The sequence below is a fragment of the Plantimonas leprariae genome (genome assembly GCF_008802405.1).
Classification (GTDB): domain Bacteria; phylum Pseudomonadota; class Alphaproteobacteria; order Rhizobiales; family Rhizobiaceae; genus Plantimonas; species Plantimonas leprariae.
This window is the reverse complement of the sequence record NZ_VZDO01000008.1, coordinates 1-22,451: the sequence shown is the minus strand read 5'-3', so window position 1 is coordinate 22,451 and position 22,451 is coordinate 1. Positions and strand designations below refer to the sequence as shown.

Sequence of the window (22,451 nt, the reverse complement as noted above, 5' to 3'; positions counted from 1 at the left end):
GGCGTTCGCTCCGCCGGCCCGTTGGTCCTGAAAGCCTCGCCGATGGACGTTCCCGCCGTGCGCCCGGATGCCGAGGGCGGTCGACCGCTTCTGGAGGTGAGCGGGCTCGCCAAGCGGTTCGCCGGCGTCGCCGCGCTCGACGACGTGTCGCTCGATCTCCGGGCCGGCGAGGTTCACGGCCTGATGGGCGAGAACGGCGCGGGCAAGTCGACCCTTCTGAAAATCCTGTCCGGGGTGCAGCCGCCGAGCGGCGGCACGATCCGCATCGACGGCAACGAGGTCGCCTTCGCCGATCCGCAGGACGCGCGCCGGCTCGGCATCGTCACGATCTACCAGGAACTGAGCCTCATCCCGACGCTGACGGTGGCCGAGAACATCTTCGTCGGACGCGCCCCGCTGACGCGCTTCGGGCTGGTGGACTGGCGGCGGATGCGACGGGAAGCGCGCGCCATCATCGCCCGCGTCGGCCTCGACATGGACCCGGAAACGCCGGTCTCGGCGCTGTCGGTCGCCGAGCAGCAGATGGTCGAGATCGCGCGGGCGCTGTCGCTCCGCTCGCGCGTCATCATCATGGACGAGCCGACCTCGGCGTTGTCGGAGACCGAGGTGACGCGGCTGCTCGCCATCATGGACCGCCTGCGCCGGGAGGGCGTCGCGATCATGTTCGTGACGCACCGCCTGGAGGAGGCCTCGGCGATCTGCGACCGCATGACGGTGCTGCGCGACGGCCGCCTCGCCGGGCGGCTGGAACGCAACGGCGCGCCGATCCCGCCCTCCCGCATCGTCGAGAAGATGGTCGGGCGCGCCGCGGCGGAACTCTACGCGCGGCCTTCGCAGCGCGCCGACGCGGGGCCGGTGCGGCTGTCCGTCCGGGGGCTGCGGACGCGGCGGGACCTGAACGCGCCGCACGCGATCGTGCTCGACGGCATCGACCTCGAACTCCGTGCAGGCGAAATCCTCGGCGTCGCCGGGCTGGTCGGGTCGGGTCGTACGGAACTCGCGCGGGCGATCTTCGGCGCCGACCGGTGTACTGCCGGGACGGTGACGCTGGACGGCCGCCCGATCGCGGCGAGTTCCCCGGCGGAAGCGATCGCGCTCGGCATCGGGCTGGTGCCGGAGGACCGCAAGCAGCAGGCGATCTTTCCCGCGCTCGCGATCCTCGCCAACTTCTCCGTCGCGGCGCTCGGCCGCTACTCCGGCCGGCTCGGCTTCATGGCCGAGCGGCGCGAGCGCAAGGCGCTCGCTGGGTACCGCTCGGCGCTGAACATCCGCATGGCGAATGCCGAGCAGCGGATCGACGGGCTGTCGGGCGGCAACCAGCAGAAGGTGATCCTCGCCCGGTGGCTGGCGCGCGATCCGGCGGTGCTGATCGTCGACGAGCCGACGCGCGGCGTCGACGTCGGCGCCAAGGCGGAAGTGCACCAGATCCTCGTGCAACTCGCCGCGCGCGGCATCGCCGTGATGATGATCTCCTCGGAACTGCCGGAGGTTCTGGCGGTCAGCGACAGGATCGTCGCCATGCGCGGCGGCCGGATCACCGGCGAGATGCCGGCCGTGGAAGCGAGTGAAGCGAAGCTGATGGCGCTGATGGCGCTGGACGGGCGGGCGGGAGAGGGCCGGTGACGATCACGAGCGACGCGCGCGAGCACCGGAAGATCGACGTCCTTCGCATCGTCACGCGTTTCGGTCCGCTGATCTTCCTCGTCGGGCTCATGGCCGTGTTCGCCCTGATGAACCCGAATTTCCTGTCCCCGGCCAACCTCTTCAACGTCATGCGGCAGATCTCGATCACCGGCCTCATCGCGCTCGGCATGACCTTCGTGATCCTGACCGCCGGCATCGACCTGTCGGTCGGCTCGCTGGTCGCCTTTTCCGGCATGGTGGCCGCGGTGGTCGCCAAGGGCGGGACGGCGAACACGCTCTCGCTCGGGGCGGCCAGCCATTCCGGCTACGGCTGGTTCGGGGCGCTCGCCGCGGCGCTCGTCGTCGGAACGCTCGCAGGCGGTCTGCAGGGCCTCGTCGTCACCCGGTTGAAGGTGCCGCCCTTCGTGGTGACGCTCGGCGGCCTCACCGTGTTCCGCGGCCTGACGCTGACGCTCTCCGGCGGCGGCCCGATCTCGGGCTTCGACGCTTCGATGCGCTGGTTCGGCACCGGCCTCGTCGGTCCCGTGCCGGTGCCGGTGATCATCTTCGGGCTCGCCGCGCTCCTCTGCCACGTCGTTTTGCGCTACACCCGCTACGGCCGCGCGGTCTACGCGGTCGGCGGCAATGCGGAGGCCGCGCGCCTGTCGGGGCTGCGCGTCGATCGCATCCTCGTCTCGGTCTACCTCATCGTCGGCTTCTTTTCCGGCCTCGCGGCCTTCGTGCTCGCGGCGCGATTGAACTCCGCGGAGGCGGTCGCCGGCATCGGCTACGAACTGACCGTGATCTCGGCGGTGGTGATCGGCGGCACCTCGCTGTTCGGCGGGATCGGGAGCGTCGGCGGCACGGTGATCGGCGCGGCGTTGATCGGCGTCCTGGTCAACGGCCTGGTGCTGAACAACGTCTCCTCCTACACGCAGCAGGTCGTCATCGGGCTGATCCTGATCGGCGCGGTCGCCTTCGACCGCTGGCTGAAGTCGCGCGCGCGCCTGAGCTAGCCGTGGCGGCCGCTCCTCCCGCGACGGTTTCCTGCGCGTCGTATCATCGCGTCTGAAGGAAACCCAAGCTTATCCGGACATAGAAACCTAACGTCCACGAGTGCATCGCAGCAATGATTTGCCGCGACGCGGAGATTGACGCTTCTCCAGTGGCATGTTTGCTGTTCGCTCGAAGCAACGAATCACGGATGACGCGATCATGCCGGTTCCGGTTCGCCTCGAAGCCATAGCGAAGAACTTCGGCGCGATCTGAGGAACGGCACCACCATGACCATGTCCTCCGACCCGCCCGGCATGAACGTCGACCTCTTGTCGGTGCCGCGGCAATCCATGCTCGGGCGGCTCCTGACCACGCAGGAGGCGTGGATCGTCATCGCCATCGTCGTCCTCGGCATCCTCGTTTCGCTGATCTCGCCGAAGTTCGCCACGTCCGGCAACCTCCTCAACGTCCTGCAGAACGCCTGCTTCATCGGCGTCATGGCGCTCGGCATGACGCCGGTGATCGTCAGCGGCGGCATCGACATCTCCGTCGGCTCCATCCTCGGCCTTTGCGGCATCATGCTCGGCGTTGTGCTCGTCGCCGGCTGGCCGCTGCCGCTCGCCATCCTCGCCGTGCTCGCGCTCGGCGCGGCCTGCGGCGCGTTCAACGGGGCGGTGATCGCCTACCTGAAGCTGCCGCCATTCGTCGTGACGCTGGCGGCGCTGTCGATGGGGCGCAGCCTCGCGCTCGTCGTCAGCCAGAATACGGTCTTCTACGAGTTCGGACCCTGGACCGACCAGCTTCTCGAGCTCGGCGGTGGCAGGACGCTCGGGCTGCCCAACGTCATCTACGCTCTCGCGGTCGGCATCGTCGTCCTACACGTCCTCCTGACGAAGACCCGCTGGGGGCGCTACGTGTTCGCGGTCGGCGGCAACGAGGATGCGGCGCGCCTTTGCGGCATCCCGGTCGAGCCGATCAAGATCTCCGCCTACGCCTTCAGCGGTCTGATGGCCGCGGTGACCTCCGTGTTCCTCGTCGGCTGGCTCGGCGCCGTGACGAACGCGCTCGGTACCGGCTACGAACTGCAGGTCATCGCGGCCACCGTCATCGGCGGGGCGAGCCTCGTCGGCGGCTTCGGCACCGCCATCGGCGCGGCGATCGGCGCGGTGCTCGTCGAGGTCATCCGCAATTCCCTGTTGATCGCGGGCGTGAACCCGTTCTGGCAGGGTTTCTTCGTAGGCAGCTTCATTCTGGGAGCCGTGCTGCTCGAAAGGATCCGATCCTCGAAGACGTGAGGCGAGGGCGGAACGCAGCCAGACGAAACGGGAGGAGAAACGGATGAGCATCGGTAAAACCATCGCGGCGGCGACCGCCACCGTGGCCTGCCTGGCGGGCAGTCTCGGCGCCGCTCCCGCACGAGCGGCCGAGCGGGAGTTCGCGCTCGTGTTCAAGGTGCTGAACAACGCCTTCAGCCCGCCGATCGACGCCGGCTGCCAGGCCGCCGCCAAGAAGCTCGGCGACGTGAAGTGCACCTATATCGGCCCGACCGAATACGACGAGGCGAAGCAGGTCCAGCTCGCGCAGGACGTCATCACCCGCGGCGTCGACGGGCTCGGCATCTCCGCCGGCAACCCGAAGGCGATGGCGCGCATCCTCAAGATGGCGAACGCCGCGAACATCCCCGTCGTCACCTTCGACACCGATGTCCTGCCGGAGGACGCGAAGCTTCGCGCCACCTACATCGGCACCGACAACTACGAGTTCGGCAAGGTGCTGGCAGAGAAGCTGTTGGAGACCGGCAAGAAGGGCGGGAGGGTCTGCATCCAGTCCGGCGCTCCGGCGTCCGAAAACCTCAACGGCCGCATCCAGGGCATCCGCGACACGCTGGCGGGCACGACCAAGGACAAGCCGGCCGGTGCCCTCAAGGACACGAACGGCTGGACCGAGCCGGCGGGATGCCCGGTCTACAACAACGACGACATCAACCTCGCCGCCCAGCAGGTCCGCGACGTGATGACCAGCAACCCGGACCTCGACGCGTTTATCGCGGTCGGCGGCTGGGCGCAGTACGCGCCGCAGGCCTACACGCAGACGATGGAGCCGCTGAAGGACCGCCTCGACAAGAAGCAGCTCGTGGTCGTCTTCGGCGACAACTTCGGCCCGCAACTCCCGCTCCTGGCGAAGGGGCTCAGCCACTTCAACGTCGGCCAGCGACCCTACGACATGGGCTACGAGACCATCATGTCGCTCGACAAGCTGACGAAGGGCGAGAAGGTCGAGCCGATGATCATCACCGGCACCGAGGTCTGCACGCCCGAGAACGCCCAGACCACCTGCGGCAAGTCGGTGAACTGAAGCGCGCCTCGTCGTCGCGGCGGGGCAGGGCGCTTCGCCGCGACGGACGGCGGCCGGTGCGGCCGCCCGGATCGATAAATCTGGAGATGCTTGGCCGCCGGCCGTTGCGATCGGCGGCGCAATGCTTTCTCTTGTCCCTTCCGCCGCGTCGAAAGCGCGGCATCGGCGTCGGGAGCCATCTGGGAGGATGCGCATGGCCGACGCCGAACCGTCTCTGGGAGGAGCCCCTATGCTGATGAAGTCCCTCGCGCTCGCGGCGCTCGCCGCGACACTCGCGATCGGCACCGCGAGCGCCCAGGAGAACTATCCGACGCAGCCGATCACCATCGTCGTGCCGTTCACGGCGGGTGGACCGACCGATACGGTGACCCGCCTCGTCGCGCAGTCGATGTCCGCCGATCTCGGCCAGCAGGTCCTCGTCCAGAACGTCGGCGGCGCGGGCGGCACGCTCGGCGCTGGACAGGTCGCGAAGGCCAAGCCCGACGGCTACACCCTGCTTCTGCACCATATCGGCATGTCGACCTCGCCGACGCTCTACCGTCAGCTCGCCTTCGATCCGGTGAAGGACTTCTCGCCGATCGGCCTCGTCACGGCGGTGCCGATGACGATCGTCGGCCGCAAGGACTTCGAGCCGAACACGATGGAGGAACTCGTCGCGTACCTGAAGGCCAACGGTGCGGACACGACCTACGCCAATGCCGGCATCGGCTCCGCGTCGCATCTTTGCGGCATGCTGCTGCAGGAAGCGGTCGGCGTGCAGTTCGTGACCGTTCCGTATCAGGGAGCGGCGCCGATGATGACCGACCTCCTCGGCGGTCAGGTCGACATGATGTGCGACCAGACGACGAACACGACGAACCAGATCAAGGCCAAGGAGATCAAGGCTTACGCGGTGACGACGCCGGAACGGCTCGCCTCGCTGCCGGACCTGCCGACCACGAAGGAGGGCGGGCTGCCGAAGCTCGACGTCGCCATATGGCACGCCCTCTACGGGCCGGCGGGCATGGACCCGGCGGTCGTGGCGAAGCTGGAAGCCTCGCTGAAGAAGGCGCTGAAGGACGAGACGGTGGTCAGGCGCTTCGCCGAACTCGGCACGACGCCGGTCGCCGAGAACGAGGCGACGCCGGACGCCCTGCGCCAGCAGCTCGCCTCGCAGATCGAGCTGTGGCGGCCGATCATCCAGGCCGCCGGCCAGTACGCCAACTGAGCCCAGGGTCGGCTTGAAAAACCGATGAGCACCGTCACGCAGACGAACCGGAACCGCGACCTGATCGCCGGGGCGATCTTCATCGCGATCGCGCTCGCTTTCGGCTGGGCGGCGACAGGCTATCCGCTCGGCCGGGCCCTGCGCATGGGGCCGGGCTTCATCCCGCTGGTCCTCGCCGTGCTGCTCGTGATCCTCGGCGGGACCGTGATCGCGGCAGGCTTCCGCCTCGAAGGACGGACGGAGGTCGGCGGCGTGCCCTGGAAGGGCATCCTCCTCACGCTCGTCGCCCTCGGCATCTTCGGCTATGCCGGGCCGACGCTCGGCCTCGTGCCGGTGGTCTTCCTGTGCGGCGCGATCGTCGCCCTCGCGTCGACGCAGAACGGCATCGCCTCGGCGCTCGCCATCGCCCTGCTCCTGTCGGTGCTGTCCTGGCTGGTCTTCAAGGTCGGCCTCGCCGTGTCCTTGCCGACGATCGGGCCGGTCTTCGGCCCGCTCGCGCACAACTGAAGGGCTGGCATGGAGATCCTGTCGAACCTCGCGCTCGGCTTCGAAACGGCGCTGACCTTCACCAACCTCTTCTGGTGCTTCATCGGCGTGCTGCTGGGCACGCTGGTCGGCGTCCTCCCCGGCATCGGTCCGACCGCGACGATCGCGATGCTGCTGCCGATCACCTTCACCTTCGCGCCGGTGACGGCGCTGATCATGCTCTCCGGCATCTACTACGGCGCGCAGTACGGCGGCTCGACCACCGCGATCCTGATCAACCTACCGGGCGAATCGTCCTCCGCCGTCACCGCCATCGACGGCTACCAGATGGCGAAGAAAGGTCAGGCCGGCACGGCGCTCGCGACCGCCGCCCTCGGCTCGTTCTTCGCGGGCTGCGTCGCGACCCTGCTTCTCGCCTTCGCCGCCCCGCCGCTGGCGCGCGTGGCGCTCAAGTTCGGCGCGCCGGAATATTTCGCGCTGATCGTGCTCGGGCTTCTCGTGTCGATCTCGCTCGCGCATGGCTCCGTCGTGAAGGCCCTCGCGATGATCGTGCTGGGGCTGTTGCTCGGCACGGTCGGGCAGGACATCTACACCGGCACACCCCGCTTCACGTTCGGCCAGCTCGAACTCTACCAAGGCATCAACTTCGTCTCGATCGCCGTCGGGGTGTTCGGAGTCGCGGAAATCTTCCGCAACCTCGAGAACGAGGCGACACGCGACGTCATGGTGAAGTCGGTCTCCGGCCTCTGGCTCAGCCGTGCCGACTTCCGGCGGATCGTCGCGCCGGTGCTGCGCGGCACCGCGCTCGGCTCGATCCTCGGCGTCCTGCCGGGCGGCGGGCACGTCCTGTCGTCCTTCGCCTCCTATTCGCTGGAAAAGAACGTCGCGACGGACAAGTCCGAGTTCGGGCGCGGCGCGATCCAGGGCGTCGCAGGACCCGAAAGCGCCAACAACGCCGCGGCGCAGACGTCCTTCATTCCGCTCCTGACGCTCGGCATCCCGGCGCATCCGGTGATGGCGCTGATCGTCGGGGCTTTCATCCTGCAGGGCATCACGCCGGGGCCGAACGTCATCAATTCGCAGCCCGCCCTGTTCTGGGGCATCATCGCCTCGATGTGGATCGGCAACGTCCTCCTCGTCATCCTCAACCTGCCGCTGATCGGGCTGTGGGTGAAGATGCTGACGATCCCCTACCGCGTCCTCTTCCCGGCGATCGTGATCTTCGCCTCGATCGGCTGCTACTCGATCAACAACAATCCGTTCGACGTCTACGCGATCGGCGTGTTCGGCGTGCTCGGCTACGTCCTGATCCGCCTCGGCTGCGAGCCGGCGCCGCTGCTGCTCGGCTTCGTGCTGGGGCCGCTCCTGGAAGAGCACCTTCGGCGCGCGATGATCATCTCGCGCGGCAATGCGCTGGTCTTCTTCGAACGGCCGATCTCGGCGAGCCTCCTCGCCCTCGGGCTTGCCGCGGTCGTCGTCGCCGCGCTGCCGGCGATCCGGCGCAAGCGCGACACGGTGTTCGTCGAGGAAGACTGATCGGAATCATCCGAACGTCGGCTTTTCCCTGAACGCATGCAGGAGGTTGATCTGTCACCGAACTGACATGCTAGGCTGCGGTCCGTCGGGATTTCCGAAACGAGATGCCTCGATGCATCCAGAGGGGGGAACGCCGTGACCAGAACCACGACCAGCCTATTGCTGCTCGCCGGGATCGCCGTACTGTCGATCCGGCCCGCCTACGCTTATCTCGATCCGGGCGCGGCGAGCATGGTGCTGCAGGGCATCATCGGCGGCATCGCGGCGGGCGGCGCGATCATCTCGATGAACTACCGCCGGCTCAAGGCGCGGCTGAAATCCACGTTCGGCAAGAACGTCGACGCGAAGCGCGAGTGATGTCGGCGATCCGCGCCGATGCCGGGTCGTTTCGCGATCCGTCGGGGCGTGTCTTCCATCACCGCGACCGCGTGCTGCGTTCGGTCGGCGAGACGGCCCGAGCCGCCTACGAGGCCGTGCGCGACAAGGGGTTGTTCGAAGCGCTTGCCGCCCGGGGCGCGATGGTCGCGAGCCGCGAACTGCCGCGCAGTGAGTGGCCGGACGGCGTCGGCAGGGCCGCCTATCTTCTCGATCACGAACGGATCGACACGCTCTCCTATCCCTACGAATGGGGTTTCGGGCAGCTGAAGGCCGCAGCTCTGCTCCATCTCGACCTGCAGGTCGAACTCCTCGACAACGACATCGTCCTGTCGGACGCGACCGCCTACAACGTGCAGTTCGCGGGCGCCCGCCCGGTGTTCATCGATGTGCTTTCGCTCCGGCCCTACCGCGAACGCGAGTACTGGGAAGGGCACCGGCAGTTCTGCGAGCAGTTCCTGAACCCGCTTCTCCTGCGCGCGCTGGCCGGCGTCGCCCACAACGCCTGGTATCGCGGCAGCCTGGAAGGCATCCCGACCCTCGACCTCGCCCGCCTGCTGCCGTGGCGCAAGCGCGTGTCGTCGTGGAACGTCCTTTCGCAAGTGACGCTGCAGGCAGGGCTCGAGCGGCGGGCGATCGGCGCGCCGGATGCGGCCGTCCGGCAGGCGCGGTCGGGGCAGGGGCTGTCCCGGCTCGGCTATGCCGGCATCCTGCAGGGTCTTCGCCGCTGGATCGGCCGGCTCGAACCCGCCGACACCGGTAAGACGGTCTGGGGCGACTATGCCGCCAGCCATACCTATACGGGACCCGAGGTCGAGGCGAAGCGCCGCTTCGTCGAGGAATTCGCGAAGGCCGAGCGGCCGCGCCGCCTACTCGACCTCGGATGCAACACCGGCGACTATTCGCTGACGGCGCTCGCCGCCGGGGCCGGAAAGGTCGTTGGCTTCGACTTCGACCAGCGCGCGATCGATCTCGCCTTCTCGCGGGCACAGGCGGAGGACGTCGATTTCCTGCCGCTCTGGCTCGATGCCGCCAATCCAAGCCCCGACCAGGGCTGGCGGCAGCGCGAGCGGCCGGGCTTCGCCTCGCGCATGCGGTCGGACGCGCTGATCGCGCTGGCCTTCGAGCATCACCTCGCCATCGGCCGCAACGTGCCCTTGCCGGATGTCGTGGAATGGTTGACGGATCTCGCCCCGACCGGCGTGATCGAGTTCGTTCCGAAGACCGACGAGACGGTGCGGCGCATGCTCGCGCTGCGGACCGACATCTTCCCCGATTACACGCAGGAGGCGTTCGAACGGGAGCTTCGCCGGAACGCGCGCATCGTGCGCGAAGCCGCCGTTTCCGCCTCCGGCCGGGTCCTGTTCCAGTACGACCGGCGCTGAGCGATGCGGCTCGGAAACACGCGCCGCCGCCTTCCTTCGCCCGTCGAAGCCCTGCACCTTTTCGGCCTCAGCGCCTTCGCCGTCGCCCAGCCGCTCTACGCGATCCTCTCGCGGAGCCCGGAATTCTTCGTGGCCCACCGCGCGGCCGGCATGGACGTGGTCGCGCTCGCCATACTGGTCTCGTTCGCGCTGCCGGCGGTGCTGCTGGCCTTCGAGGGCCTCGTCGGCCTCGTCTGGCCGGCCGCCCGACGTGTCGCCCATCTAGGCTGCGTGGCTGGGCTCTTCGCGGTTTTCGGCTTCGTCACCATGAACCGGTTCGCGAGCGGCGCCGGCAGCCTGCTTCTAGTGCTGCCGCTCCTCGCCGCCGCCGTGGGTGCGGCGATCTACGCCCAATCGCGGACCGCGATGCGTTTCGTCACGATCGCGAGTGCGGCGAGCCTGCTCCTGCCGCTCAACTTCCTGTTCGTCACGCCGGTCTCGGCGATCGTCCTGCCGCATCGAACGCCGACGGCCGCTGTGCCGGCCGTTTCCGGCGACACGCCGGTGGTGCTGGTCGTCTTCGACGAATTCAATCCAACCGCGCTACTCGACGCTTCGAGGAACGTCGACACGGTGCGTTTCCCCAATTTCGCGAGCCTCGCCCGCGACGGCTGGTGGTTTCCGAAGGCGACCGCCGCCTATACGGCGACGTTCAAGGCGGTACCGGCCATCCTCGGCGGCGAGCCGCCGGGGCCGGAGCCTCGCCTGCCGTCCGCCAAGGGCTATCCGGACAACCTCTTCACGCTGCTTGGGCGAAGCTATGAGCTGAACGTCTCGGAAACCGTGACGGAACTCTGTCCGCCGGACCTCTGCAGTCGGGAAGGCGAGGGCGGCAGGCGCTTCGACCCGCGCCTTTTCGCGGCCGACGTGCAGCTCGTCTTTCTCCACGCGCTCGTGCCGTCGCCCTATGCCGAGCGCTGGTTGCCGCCGTTGGACACGGGCTGGAAGGGCTTCGGCCGGGCTGGTGGCGGCATCACCGACGAGGCGGCTCCGGGCGCGGCCGAGGACATGATCATGCGCAACGCGAACGCGCGCATTGCCAGCGACCGGCCGGCCGAGTTCCGCGCCTTCGTCGACCGCATCCGGCCGGGGCACAGAACCCTCGACTTCGTGCACGTGCTCCTGCCGCACGATCCCTACGACTACCTGCCGGACGGCTTGGCCTATGACGGCGGCAACTCGATCGGGCGGCTGCCGGACGATCGCTGGGCCGACGATCCGTATCTCGTGGATCTCAGCTACCAGCGCTTCCTGCTGCAACTCGGCTTCGTGGACCGGCTGCTCGGCGAACTCGTCGCGAAGCTGGAGGCGGTCGGCAAGTACGACGATGCACTGGTGATCGTCACCGCCGACCACGGCAAGTCGTTCCGCCCGGGCGTCTACACGCGCAACCCGCTGACGACCGAGAACGCGCCCGACCTCTTGCCGATACCGATGTTCGTGAAGTTGCCGCACCAGAGAACCGGGATGCGCAGCGACCGGCCGGTGTCGAGCCTCGACATTTTGCCGACGATCGCGCGAGAAGCCGGAGCCACCGTTTCCTGGCCGATCCCGGGCAGTCCGATGACTGGTGCCGCCTTTCCAGAGCGGCCGACGATCGAAATCTGGCGTCCGAGCGAGGTCGGCGGTCCGGTATCCTTCGCGCGCGACGCCGTCGCGACCTATCCGTTGCTGGACCGCGAGATCGCGACCTTCGGCTCCGGCCTGCCACTTGCCGATCTCACGCGTCGCGGCGAGGGGGCCGAATTCCTGGGGAAGGCCGTCGCCGAACTTCAGGCGCCGGATGGAGCCGCCGACCTCGTCTTCGCCTCGGACGATTGGGATGCTCTCGGCAACGTTGATCCGAACAGCGGGCGGCTGCCGGTCTATTTGCGCGGCGTGCTCGCGAACCGGGACGGGCGCGCTTCGGCGGATCGCCCGCTCCTCGCCTTCGCGGTGAACGGGCGCATCCGGGCGGTCGTCCCGTCCTATGCCGAGGGCGGCGAAACGCGCTTCGCCGTGATGCTGCCGCCGTCGGCCTTGCAATCCGGCCGGAACGAGGTCCGGCTGTATCGCGTCGTGCCGGGCGCAAGCGGAACCCTCGCCGAGGTCCTCAGGTCCCTGCGGGGCGGGGATCGAAGCGGGGCGGATTGAGACTGACATGCTCGCCCGAGCGGACGCCGATATCCGCGCCCGCGGGAATCGGGCGTGCTTCGTCTGGCCGGGAAACGTGCCTTTCGAATAGGATCACCCGATGAGCGCACGAAACACCACCTCATTCTATCATCCGCCGGCTGGGGGCCTGCCTGGGCAGACCGAGCTCCACACCGGCCGAGCCGTGTTCACCGAGGCCTATGCCTTGATCCCGAAGGGTGTGATGCGGGACATCGTGACGAGCTATCTGCCGTTCTGGGAGAAGGCGCGCGCCTGGGTGCTCGCGCGACCGATGACCGGCTTCTCCGAAACCTTCTCGCAGTACCTCATGGAGGTCCAGCCGGGCGGCGGCAGCGACCGGCCGGAGCCCGACAGCGGAGTTGAGGGGGTGATCTTGGTCGTGGATGGTGCGGTGACGATCATGCTCGGCGGTGACGATCACGAACTGGCGGTTGGCGGCTACGCCTTTTTGCCGCCCGGCGCGAAATGGAGCCTGCGTGCGACCGGCACGGAGCCGGCCCGCTTCCACTGGATTCGCAAGGCCTACGAATCCGTGGACGGGCTTGGCGTGCCGGAGGCGTTCTTCCGCAACGAGCGCGAGCTGACGCCGATCGCGATGCCGGATACCGAAGGTCGCTGGGCGACGACGCGCTTCGTCGAGCCCGAGGACCTCCGCCACGACATGCACGTGAACATCGTGACGCTCGAACCCGGCGGTGTCATCCCCTTCGAGGAAACGCACGTGATGGAGCACGGCCTTTTCGTGCTGCAGGGCAAGGCGGTCTACCGGTTGAACCGGGACTGGGTGGAGGTCGAGGCCGGCGACTTCATGTGGCTGCGCGCCTTCTGCCCGCAGGCCTGCTACGCCGGCGGGCCGGAGAAATTCCGCTACCTGCTCTACAAGGACGTGAACCGGCATCCGAAGCTCGGCCGCCTGTAGAGCAGAGGCTGATTGCTCCCTCGCGTAAGTCCAGCCAGCGCCACCGAGCGCCCTAGGTTGATCGGATGCAAAGTCCGGCCGAACGCGGGCGGAAACGGCGGGAGAGATCGAAGATGCGCAAGGCGATGACGGCGTTCTTCGTCGCGGCAGCGGCGATGTGGACCATGGCGGCCCATGCGGCCGGAAAGAAGGTCATTCTCGACACGGATTTCAGCACGCTCGGTGATGACGGGCAGGTGCTGATCATGGCGGCGCAGTTGCAGAAGGAGCGGAAGCTCGACCTTCTCGGCGTGACGGTCGTCACCGGCAACAACTGGCTGCGCCAGGAAGTCGCCGATGCCCTGCGGGCGGTGGAACGCCTCGGCATCGAGAACCAGGTCGGCGTTTACGCCGGCGCCAACCTGCCCCTCGTCCACGATCCGAGGAGCTTCGAGCAGGAGCGCGCCCTGTTCGGTTTCGGCGAGAGTTGGAAGACCGCCTTCCACCGGCCGCAGCCGGAGGAGAAGGATCTCGTCGCGCCGCCGGACGGCTTCGCGAAGCGGGCGAAGCTGCGCGAGGAGAACGCCGTCGATTTCATCGTCGAAACGGTGAAGGCCAATCCGCACGAGGTGAGCCTGCTCGTCATCGGGCCTGTCACCAACGTCGCGCTAGCGGTGCGCAAGAACCCGGAGATCGTGCCGCTAATCCGGCGGATCGTCTATATGGGCGGCGCGGTGGACGTGAAGGGCAACACGACGCCGGCTGCCGAGATGAACGTCTGGATCGATCCGGAAGCGGCGCGAATCGTCATGCGCGAGCCGATCGAGCAGGCGATGATCCCGCTCGACGTCACCGACATCACGCAGCTCGACGCGCCGACCTTCGGGCGGATGGTCGCCGGGGACGGCCCGATCCAGAAGCTGTTCCGCGAAAGCTGGATGGGAGAGAAGTTCGCGAAGGATCCGGCCGCCACCGCGAGCGTCTTCGATACGCTGGCGCTCGCTTACCTCGTCGATCCGTCCTATGCGACGAAGGTCGACGACCTCTACCTCGACGTCGACGTTTCCTTCGGCCCGGGCTACGGACGCACGCTCGGCTATTGGCAGCAACAGCCGACGCCGCTCCTGCACAAGGTCAAGGTCGTGAAGCAGTTCGACAACAAGCGCTTCTTCGACCTCTATGTCGACCTTCTGTCACGCCCGGTGCCGATCGAGCGTCCCGACTGAGCGTGATGGGGCGAGGCAAAAGCGCGAATGCCGGACGCGCCGTCGGCGGAAGACGGCTGTTGGGGCGCTTCACCGAAAGCGGTGTGTCTGCGGCATAGGACCCTGCCGGGGTATTCCCACAGCCTGAAAATCAAGCTCGGCAGGACGACGAAGATCGGCGCCGAGAAGTAGAGCGTGGTCATTCCGCGCGATGATCGCGAGCATATGCAGTCGGAAGGTGACCTGCAGCGGGCCGATCGCCTCGACCTCTTCGACGGAGGCGAGCTCGCTTTTGCGGCGCGACTCGCGGAGCGTCTTCGAGCGGGCGATGTCCGAGACGACAATGGCCGCGTCAAATGGGGTGTCGTAGCGGAAGCCGACGCACGACTGGCGCCAGGGCCGCGGAGAACGGAGCGAGGGCCGTTTGCTCGCTCCGTCCCCGCTTAGCTCCTTCGCCTCAGCGGTAGCGCCAGCCGCCGTGCCAGCGGTAGCGGTTCGCCCAGTAGCGGCGGCCGTCCCACCAGCCGCGGCCACGATAGAAGACGCCGACCGCAGGCGCCGCCGGCACGATCACCACTGGTCCGCGCACGACCGGGCCGCGGCGAAGGTTCGGTCGGCAACCGCCGTAGGGACCGCGATGATAGCCGACGCCGCAGCCTTGCCGGGCGTCGGCCGGCGAGACGGCCGCAAACGCGCCAACTGCGACGAGGGCGGCCAATACGATATTCTTCATGTTGTCGTTCCCGTGGTTCGCCCGGCGGCTTTCACGGCTGCCGAGCGGTTCGTTCAACGGGCGTCGGCGCGCGTTCCGTCGCGGCGGCGGGAGGAATTTTGCTTCCTGTTTCCCGAGCTCGCCGTTCGAGGCCGCCTGCCGTCGAGAAAACGCGGTGATCCCGCGACGGCTTTCGGCCACTCGGCCGTGCAACAAGGGTTACGAAGGTTCGACCGATCGAGGGAAAAGCATGAACACCACCTTCAGGAATCTGCTCTGCGGGTTCGCGGCCGCATCGGCCTTCGCGTCCGGCGCGGCCGTCGCCGCGCCGCGATGGGACGCGAACGGCGACGGGCGGATGGAGAAGGCCGAGTTCGTTTCGATGGCCTCCGCCCGTCTCCTGCGCCGGGCCGACAAGGATGGGGACGGCCGCATCTCGCTCGACGAATGGAAGGCGCGCCGCGCCGCGCCGGCTCGCGCGCAAGGGAATCCCGAGCGGCGTTTCGCGCGGTTGGACGGCAACCGCGACGGCTCCCTCGACGCCGCCGAACTGCAGCCCATGCTGGAGCGGCGCTTCGAGCGGCGGGACACGAACAAGGATGGCGCACTCGACCGCGACGAGCGGCGGGCGCGCAAGAACGGCAAGGGATGAGCAGCGGCGCGGAGCGGGGGAAGATTGGCCGGCTGCGAGTCCGACGAAGCGCTCCTCGCTCGCATCGCGGGCGGGGAAGCGGCGGCCGAGCGCGCCATCGTGGCGCGCAAGCTGCCGCGCATCCTCGGTCTCGCTGTGCGGATGCTCGGGGACCGCGAGGAGGCGGAGGACGTCTCGCAGGAGGCTTTCGTGCGGATCTGGCGGCAGGCGCCTCGCTGGCGCAGCGGCGAGGCCCGGTTCGACACCTGGCTGCACACGGTCGTCCTCAACCTCTGCCGGGATCGGCTCCGTCGCAAACGCGAGCTCACCGTCGCCGAGCCTCCCGAGATGGCGGATCCCACACCCGGCGCCGAACAGCACCTCGTCCGGCAGGCCGAGCGTCAGGCGGTCGCCGCCGCGCTCGCGGCGTTGCCGGAACGGCAGCGTGAGGCGATCGTGCTGCAATACTATCAGGAACTCTCCAACGGCGAGGCCGCGGCCGTTCTCGGGATCTCGGTCGAAGCGCTGGAAAGCCTTCTGTCGCGGGCGCGGCGAACCCTGCGCGACCGCCTGGCGAACGAGATGAACGAATGAGCGAGATAACAGGCGAACGCTTCCGCAGGATCGTCGACAGCTATGGCGCGTCGCCGTCCCGCTGGCCGGATGCCGAGCGCGAAGCGGCGCAAGCCTTCATGGCGCGCAACGCGAGCGCGGCTGAGAGCATCTTGCGCGAGGCGGCCCTGCTCGACCGCTTCCTGGCGGGCCATCGCGTCGAGCAGCCGGGTTCGGCACTCGTCGGCGGCATCCTCGCCGATGCGTCCGCCCGTCGGTCGCGGCATCGCTGGTGGACGGTGATCCGGCGGGGAAGCGCCTTCGCCGGTCTCGGCATGGCCGGCGTCCTGTCCGGCGCCCTGGCGGTCGCGCTCGTTCTGCCGATGACCGCCGATTTCGGCGACGACGACGGCGCGGTGCTGACCGCCTTTCATTCGCCTGCTGCGGTGACCGACGAAGGGGACGACGAGGAATGACGGGACGGATGTCGCGGCTGCTGCTCGCCGGTTCGCTGGCGCTGAACGTCTTTCTCGTCGGCGCGGCGGCGGGCGGCGCCTATGTCTGGCTCGAAGCCGGGCGGACCGCCGCCGGACCCCGGCCGGGCCTGCGCTTCGCCGCTTCCGGACTCCCGGCCGAGCGCCGCGAGGCGTTCCGCGCGGCGCTGTCGGGGGCGCGAAGGGCCATGGCGGACCAGGCGGCGGCCGGGCGGGATCGACGCCGGGAGCTGCATCGGCTGCTGGAACGGGCACCGCTCGATCGGCCGGCGATCGATGCGGCGCTCGCGGCGATCCGTGCTTCGGACACGGCGATCCGGACGCGCGTCGAGGCGGCCGCCGTCGACTTCGCCGCCAGCCTGAACGACGCCGAGCGAGCCAAGCTGATCGAAGGGCTGGAGGGAAGCGGACCGATGCTGCGGGGCACGCGGGTAAATCGCCGCCCCGGCGACGGATCGGCAGCGGCCGACCGTTGAACGTCGCGAAACGGAGACAACGGAGGCGAAGCGGCTATGGCGGTACCGAACGACCTCGCCGGCGGGACGGCTGCGCTCAACCGCTTCGGGCTCGGCGCCCGGCCGGATGAAGCGCCGCCGGCCGACCCGCGCTCTTGGCTGCTCGACCAGTTTCGCCGCTTCGAAGCTGTTCCGGCGGCCTTCGCGGAAGCTCGCGGCGCTTCCGGCATTTTTGCCGAATATGCCGAGGATCGCGCCAGCCTGCGCGACCGTTCCGGCGACGAGCGGGTGAAGGCGCGGATGGCGTTGCGCCGGCGCGGCCGCGAGCTCTATCGCCTAGAAGCGAGGATGCGGCTCGCCTCGGCCGTCGCGACGCCGACGCCCTTCGTGGAACGGCTCGTCCATTTCTGGTCGAACCACTTCGCCGTGTCGGCCGACAAGCCGCAGGTCACGGTGCTTGCCGGTGCGTTCGAGCGGGAGGCCATCCGCCCGCACGTGCTCGGACGGTTCGCCGACCTGGCTCTCGCCGCCGAGACGCATCCGGCCATGCTGTTCTTCCTCGACCAGCCGCGCTCGGCCGGACCGAACAGCCGACGCGCGGCGCGAGCGGCGGCCGCCGGCGGCGCGCGTCGGCCCGGCATCAACGAGAACCTCGCGCGCGAGGTCATGGAGCTCCACACGCTCGGCGCGCGCACCGGCTACGATCAGAAGGACGTGACGGAGTTCGCTCTCGCGCTGACCGGCTGGACGGTCGCGCGACCGAACGATCCGGACGGAGTCGAGCCCGGTGCCTTCCGCTTCCGTCCCGAGATGCACGAGCCCGGCGAGCGGACCATTCTCGGGCGGACCTATGGCCAACCGGGCGCGGCCCAAGCCCGCGCCGTGCTGCGCGACCTGGGTGCGGCCAGTGCCACGGCACGCCGCGTCGCCGCCAAGCTCGCCCGCCATTTCGTCGCCGACGACCCGCCGGACGCGCTGGTCTCGAAGCTGGCGGACGCTTTCGCGATGTCCGACGGGGATCTGCCGACCCTGTACCGCGCCCTGATCGACGCGCCCGAAGCGTGGGCGCCGTCGCAGCCGAAATTCAAGACGCCTTGGGACTGGCTGGTCTCGGCGCTTCGGGGCCTCGGCCGCACCGACCTCGGCGACGTCGAAAGCGTCCAGCTCGCCAACCAGCTCGGCCAAGCGATCTGGCGGCCGCGCTCGCCGGCCGGCTACGACGACGTGGCCGCGAGCTGGGCCGCCCCCGACGCGTTGATGCGCCGGATCGAGATCGCGCAACGCCTGGTCCGGCCGGTCTCGGAAACGCTCGACGCGCGCGAACTCGCCCCGAAACTCCTGGCCGGCAGCTTGAGCGAGGGAACGCGGCTTCAGGTGGGGCGTGCCGAGTCGCGCGCCTCCGCTCTCGCGCTGCTGCTCGTGTCGCCCGAATTCTTGCGGAGATAGGCATGGTCCACCGTCGCCAGTTCCTGCGCTTCGCCGCCACGGGCGCCGGCGCGCTTCTCGTCTCGCCCCGCCTCGTTCTCGCCAACGTCGAGACCGATCGCCGCTTCGTCTTCGTCATCCAGCGCGGTGCTGCCGACGGGCTCGATACCGTGGTGCCCTATGCCGACCCGGCGCTGGCCGGCTTGAACCGCCGCCTGGCCGACGACCGGGCGGCGCTGCACAGGCTCGACGGCACCTTCGCCCTCCATCCGGCTTTGACGGAAATGGCCGGATGCTACGGACGCAAGGAAGCGCTGTTCGTCCACGCCGTCGCCTCGCCCTATCGCGAGCGCTCGCACTTCGACGGCCAGAACGTCCTCGAGAGCGGCGGGACGGACCCCTACCAGTTGAAGGACGGCTGGATGAACCGGCTCGTCTCGCTTCTGCCGAAGAGCCGGGACGAGGCGATCGCCTTCGCTCCGACCGTGCCGCTCGCCCTGCGGGGGCCGGCCGACGTGCTGTCCTACGCGCCGTCGAATCTTGGACAGGCGCCGGACGATCTCCTGACGCGGGTCGCCGCCCTCTACGACGCCGACCCGCAGCTCCATGCCCTCTGGAGCGCGGCGATGGAGACGCGCGGGCTCGCGGCCGGCGTGGAGCGGCGGCAGGACCCGGCGGCGGTCGGCCGCGTCGCGGCCGGCTTCCTCGCCCGTGCCGACGGACCGCGTCTCGCGATGATCGAGACGAGCGGCTGGGACACGCACGCGAACCAGGTGAACCGCCTCGCCAATCAGTTGCGCGGCCTCGATACGCTCATCGGCGCCCTACGCGACGGTCTTGGGGAAGCGTGGAAGCAAACCACAGTGCTCGTCGCTACCGAGTTCGGCCGCACTGCCGCGCTCAACGGGACGGGCGGCACCGATCACGGCACAGCCTCCGCCGCCATGCTCGTCGGCGGCGCGGTGCGAGGCGGGCGGGTGCTGGCCGACTGGCCGGGCCTCGGGCAGCGAGTTCTGCGTGACGGACGCGACCTGGCGCCCACCCTCGATCTCGACGCGCTCATCACCACCGCGGCGGCCGAAGCCCTCGCGCTCGATCCGGAGCGCACGATGCGCACCCTGTTTCCCGGCCGCCCGCTGAACAGGAACCTTTCGGGTTTGGTCGAAGCGTGATTATTGCGGCAACCGCGTTCCGGCGGAATGGACTCGTTCGTGCGACGTGAAACCCCGTGGATCTTAAAGTCCGAGGCCCGGTTTACGGGCCTCGGAAAACCACGGCGGAGCTACAGTGTCACGATTGGTACTTCAGAGTTCCCTGAGGCAAACCAACGTTCCGTTCCGAGAGTTCGTCGCAAGAACTGTACTGCGACTCATAAGACTGACCTGGCGCAGCGAAAAACGCAGCCGGCGTTGTGCGAGCTGATCAGATAAGTTGGTCGTACCCATCGCATATCGTGGTCGCGACGAGGCCATCCTATCGCATATGATGATCGCGTGGATTCAAAGGGGACGCGTCAGGGAAGGCGCTTTGGACGCCGGACAACAAAAAGCCCCCGGCTTCGAGCCGGAGGCGGTGTCCGAGTGGCGATGTCGGCGTGGTGCCGTCGAAGTCGTTCAGCCAGGCGCCCGCGTCAGCGCCGATGCGAAATCACGCTTGCCGTTGAGGAGGCCGTGAACCGCAAGGTCGCCGTGTGCCAGCATGTCGATCATGCGCTTGACCGAGATCTTCCGCTCGTAGGGCCAGCGAGCGAGCGTAAGCGAACCGTCGGGTGCTCGGGCTACGGCGGGCGCTTCTGGAATCAGTCGATGCATCCATTCGACGACCTCACGCCGACGGAACAAAAAACGGTGAGCTTCGGCTCCGCCACCTCTCAGCCAGCATGGCAGGGAACCTGCCCGTACCAGCGTCTTGACGCATTCGGAGCCGAGACCGGTCAAACTCGAGAGGTCCGCCTGACCGATCGCATCGGCCAGGTCATGTGCGATCCTTTCGGCGACCGAGCGCTCGATCCTGACGGGACTGCCCTTCACGATCTTGGGGCGGATCAATCCTTCCTTCGCGAGGAGGCGACGCAGGTTGCGCGGCCGGCAACGCGCCATCGCTGCCGCCTCGGAGAGGTTGATCGTCCCGCCCGACCGAGCGGTCTTGGGATAGTTGTCCGCGGTGAGGCGGAACTTCGCTTCCGCGTTCGCGACGATGATGCGCGCAAGGGTAGGGGAGAAGTCTTCGTCCTTCCTGAAGCGGAACCAGTGCACGAACCAGCCGTAGGCGTTGTCGATGCGCGGCAGGGGCAGCTTGCCTTCCTCCGTCCTCTCCCTCGTCACCATGAATTCCGCGAAGACCCGGTCGAGGATCTCCGGCAGACGTCCTTCGACGAGGATGCGGTAACCCCTGGCACGGACGGCGTTCGCCTCGCCGCAGTCCTCCGGCTCCACCCATTTCGTCCGGTAGCCCAACGCGTCCAGCGCTCCGACGCGCCCCGCCACCTCGAAGGCGTCCCGTGGCGAAAGTTCGTCGAGGACCGGAGCGGCATCCGCGTTCCCCACGCCGAACTTGGACAGCAACAGACGGTCGAGCGAGACCAGGTCCGGATCCGCAAGGTCAAAGGTGAGGCGATGCACCGATCCGTCTTCGCACATTCGGCATTTGTGGAGTTCCACGTCGTCCCAGGACAGCGGTCGACCACACGAGCACTCCGAGACGAGATGCCGACCATGGGTCGGGCACGTCGCGACGAAACCGAAGTCCCACCAGAATCTGTGGAATGGTCGCTCCGACAGGCATAGGGGGCAGACCCTGCGTATCCGCGTGTGAATGTCCTTCACGGTGCCGAGCGTCTGTCCGCGAAAGGTTCGCATCTTCGCGGACGTCCGACGATAACAGCGATCCTGGAGATCGGAGACGTCGCAGCGCAGCACCTTCGCCAGAGCGTCCAGCCTGTCGCCCAGACGAACCTGATGGGTCCGGACACCGACCATGGTCTCGAACGACCGCAGACGCGGAAGCCCGTTCGAGGCGGCCAGCCGCAGCATCATGCCGTGGACGGGCTCGTCCGACTCCGGCCTGATCCAGAGGTGCGGCATCCAACCCGGCGCCCGTACGACGCTCATCGTCCACGAACACCCAGATCGCGGCGGCGCTGACGAACGCCCGCCGTCCTGGTCTGTCGGTCTTCCGCGGCGCGTTGACGTTTGGACCGCTCCGCATGAATCGTCTGCTGGAACTCCTTCAGTTCGTTTTCGTCGAGGAGGAACGGGTTCAGGTGGCTGCCGATGCCTCGGTGATCGCGCAGCATGCCGGCCAGCGCCGTCCGGTCGAGGCGACCGAGACCTTCCTCGAGCGCGTAGTCGACCGCGTCGATCAGGAGGTGGGAGATACGTCCGACGTAACCGTCCGTCGCGTGATGGATTCGAACCGCGACCTCGTCGCCGCTGATGTCGCTCGCTTTGTCGAACGGCAGTTCTCCCTCGATCGCCTCGAGAAACTGGACGAATTCGCCTTCGCGACCATCGAGGACGAACGGCGAGACCTGATGCACGCGAGACGTCATCTCGTGCAGTTGCGTGTTGGCCAGCATGATCTCGCGGGCATGGGGAAGACCAATGAGCACTATCTGCATCCGGGCGGACTTCATGAGGACCTTGAAGACGTCCGCCGCTTTGTAGATGCCTTCCGGACCGCGATGTTCGGAGATGTGCTGTACGTCGTCGAAGATCAGCAGCTTCGTCTTCTGCGCGAGCAACTGGTGGATCAGCATCGTCAGGACGGACATGAAGTTCATGGTCTTGGGCGGCCTGGTGCCGGTCACCGCGACGACGACGTCCGAGAACAAACTCTTGAACGACGGTTTCGGATCGACGGGGATCTTGATCACCGGGCGTTCCAGTCGGTCGTCCCGTTCGAGCACGACCGACATGATGTCG

The 22,451-nt window shown here is 68.1% G+C and carries 21 protein-coding genes; 18 read left to right on the top strand and 3 right to left on the bottom strand.

The features are described 5' to 3' along the window. The first annotated feature begins 42 nt into the window (after positions 1 to 42). The 12 genes from F6X38_RS10915 (at position 43) to F6X38_RS10860 (ending at position 14,280) form a co-directional block, all read left to right on the top strand. Positions 43 to 1,623 (top strand): sugar ABC transporter ATP-binding protein, encoded by a 1,581-nt coding sequence (locus F6X38_RS10915; RefSeq protein WP_150969837.1) that lies wholly within the window; start codon positions 43 to 45, stop codon positions 1,621 to 1,623. Then, on the top strand, positions 1,620 to 2,639 hold the full coding sequence (locus F6X38_RS10910) for an ABC transporter permease (RefSeq protein WP_161992717.1): 1,020 nt from the start codon (positions 1,620 to 1,622) through the stop codon (positions 2,637 to 2,639). Before F6X38_RS10915 ends, F6X38_RS10910 begins: the two co-directional genes overlap by 4 nt. A 294-nt stretch (positions 2,640 to 2,933) precedes the next feature. Next, complete coding sequence (locus F6X38_RS10905; protein ID WP_161992728.1) at positions 2,934 to 3,914, top strand: ABC transporter permease; 981 nt, start codon at positions 2,934 to 2,936, stop codon at positions 3,912 to 3,914. 43 nt (positions 3,915 to 3,957) lie between these two features. Further along, positions 3,958 to 4,974 (top strand): sugar-binding protein, encoded by a 1,017-nt coding sequence (locus F6X38_RS10900; RefSeq protein ID WP_150969834.1) that lies wholly within the window; start codon positions 3,958 to 3,960, stop codon positions 4,972 to 4,974. A 229-nt stretch (positions 4,975 to 5,203) separates the two neighbouring features. Continuing rightward, positions 5,204 to 6,181 (top strand): tripartite tricarboxylate transporter substrate-binding protein, encoded by a 978-nt coding sequence (locus F6X38_RS10895; protein ID WP_150969833.1) that lies wholly within the window; start codon positions 5,204 to 5,206, stop codon positions 6,179 to 6,181. A 24-nt stretch (positions 6,182 to 6,205) separates the two neighbouring features. After that, positions 6,206 to 6,688, top strand: coding sequence for a tripartite tricarboxylate transporter TctB family protein (locus F6X38_RS10890; RefSeq protein ID WP_150969832.1), 483 nt, complete (start codon positions 6,206 to 6,208; stop codon positions 6,686 to 6,688). A gap of 9 nt (positions 6,689 to 6,697) precedes the next feature. Then, entirely contained in the window at positions 6,698 to 8,203 is a 1,506-nt protein-coding gene (locus F6X38_RS10885; RefSeq protein ID WP_150969831.1) for a tripartite tricarboxylate transporter permease, read from the top strand. Between the two features lie 135 nt (positions 8,204 to 8,338). Beyond that, positions 8,339 to 8,560 carry a hypothetical protein gene (locus F6X38_RS10880; protein WP_150969830.1) on the top strand — a complete coding sequence of 74 codons (222 nt, stop codon included), beginning with the start codon at positions 8,339 to 8,341 and terminating at the stop codon, positions 8,558 to 8,560. After that, a complete protein-coding gene (locus tag F6X38_RS10875; RefSeq protein ID WP_150969828.1) occupies positions 8,560 to 9,963 on the top strand; it encodes a class I SAM-dependent methyltransferase in 1,404 nt (467 codons plus the stop codon). Before F6X38_RS10880 ends, F6X38_RS10875 begins: the two co-directional genes overlap by 1 nt. A 3-nt stretch (positions 9,964 to 9,966) precedes the next feature. Next, positions 9,967 to 12,135, top strand: coding sequence for a sulfatase-like hydrolase/transferase (locus tag F6X38_RS10870; RefSeq protein WP_150969826.1), 2,169 nt, complete (start codon positions 9,967 to 9,969; stop codon positions 12,133 to 12,135). A 100-nt stretch (positions 12,136 to 12,235) separates the two neighbouring features. Then, positions 12,236 to 13,075, top strand: a complete 840-nt coding sequence (locus F6X38_RS10865; protein WP_150969825.1) for a bifunctional allantoicase/(S)-ureidoglycine aminohydrolase — start codon at positions 12,236 to 12,238, stop codon at positions 13,073 to 13,075. A gap of 113 nt (positions 13,076 to 13,188) precedes the next feature. Next, entirely contained in the window at positions 13,189 to 14,280 is a 1,092-nt protein-coding gene (locus F6X38_RS10860) for a nucleoside hydrolase (RefSeq protein ID WP_150969823.1), read from the top strand. A 436-nt stretch (positions 14,281 to 14,716) separates the two neighbouring features. On the opposite strand, the gene F6X38_RS10850 is transcribed toward F6X38_RS10860, so the two are convergent. After that, complete coding sequence (locus F6X38_RS10850; RefSeq protein WP_150969819.1) at positions 14,717 to 14,992, bottom strand: GCG_CRPN prefix-to-repeats domain-containing protein; 276 nt, start codon at positions 14,990 to 14,992, stop codon at positions 14,717 to 14,719. A gap of 229 nt (positions 14,993 to 15,221) precedes the next feature. Between F6X38_RS10850 and F6X38_RS10845 the strand changes: the two genes are divergently transcribed. The 6 genes from F6X38_RS10845 to F6X38_RS10820 are packed head-to-tail and all read left to right on the top strand — an operon-like array spanning position 15,222 to position 19,700. Continuing rightward, positions 15,222 to 15,623: an EF-hand domain-containing protein gene (locus F6X38_RS10845; protein ID WP_150969817.1), complete on the top strand. Its 402-nt coding sequence runs from the start codon at positions 15,222 to 15,224 to the stop codon at positions 15,621 to 15,623. Positions 15,624 to 15,647: 24 nt separating this feature from the next. After that, a complete protein-coding gene (locus F6X38_RS10840) occupies positions 15,648 to 16,196 on the top strand; it encodes an RNA polymerase sigma factor (RefSeq protein ID WP_150969814.1) in 549 nt (182 codons plus the stop codon). Further along, entirely contained in the window at positions 16,193 to 16,630 is a 438-nt protein-coding gene (locus tag F6X38_RS10835; protein ID WP_150969812.1) for a hypothetical protein, read from the top strand. The genes F6X38_RS10840 and F6X38_RS10835 overlap by 4 nt, the downstream gene beginning before the upstream one ends. Further along, positions 16,627 to 17,124 carry a periplasmic heavy metal sensor gene (locus F6X38_RS10830; protein ID WP_150969811.1) on the top strand — a complete coding sequence of 166 codons (498 nt, stop codon included), beginning with the start codon at positions 16,627 to 16,629 and terminating at the stop codon, positions 17,122 to 17,124. Before F6X38_RS10835 ends, F6X38_RS10830 begins: the two co-directional genes overlap by 4 nt. A gap of 36 nt (positions 17,125 to 17,160) precedes the next feature. Further along, entirely contained in the window at positions 17,161 to 18,549 is a 1,389-nt protein-coding gene (locus F6X38_RS10825) for a DUF1800 domain-containing protein (protein ID WP_150969809.1), read from the top strand. 2 nt (positions 18,550 to 18,551) lie between these two features. Further along, on the top strand, positions 18,552 to 19,700 hold the full coding sequence (locus F6X38_RS10820; protein ID WP_150969807.1) for a DUF1501 domain-containing protein: 1,149 nt from the start codon (positions 18,552 to 18,554) through the stop codon (positions 19,698 to 19,700). A 441-nt stretch (positions 19,701 to 20,141) separates the two neighbouring features. Here the strand turns inward: F6X38_RS10820 and F6X38_RS10815 are convergent, their stop codons facing one another. After that, a complete protein-coding gene (locus F6X38_RS10815) occupies positions 20,142 to 21,611 on the bottom strand; it encodes a TniQ family protein (protein WP_161992716.1) in 1,470 nt (489 codons plus the stop codon). A 23-nt stretch (positions 21,612 to 21,634) separates the two neighbouring features. Continuing rightward, complete coding sequence (locus F6X38_RS10810) at positions 21,635 to 22,444, bottom strand: ATP-binding protein (protein ID WP_150969803.1); 810 nt, start codon at positions 22,442 to 22,444, stop codon at positions 21,635 to 21,637. Between the last annotated feature and the right edge of the window lie 7 nt (positions 22,445 to 22,451).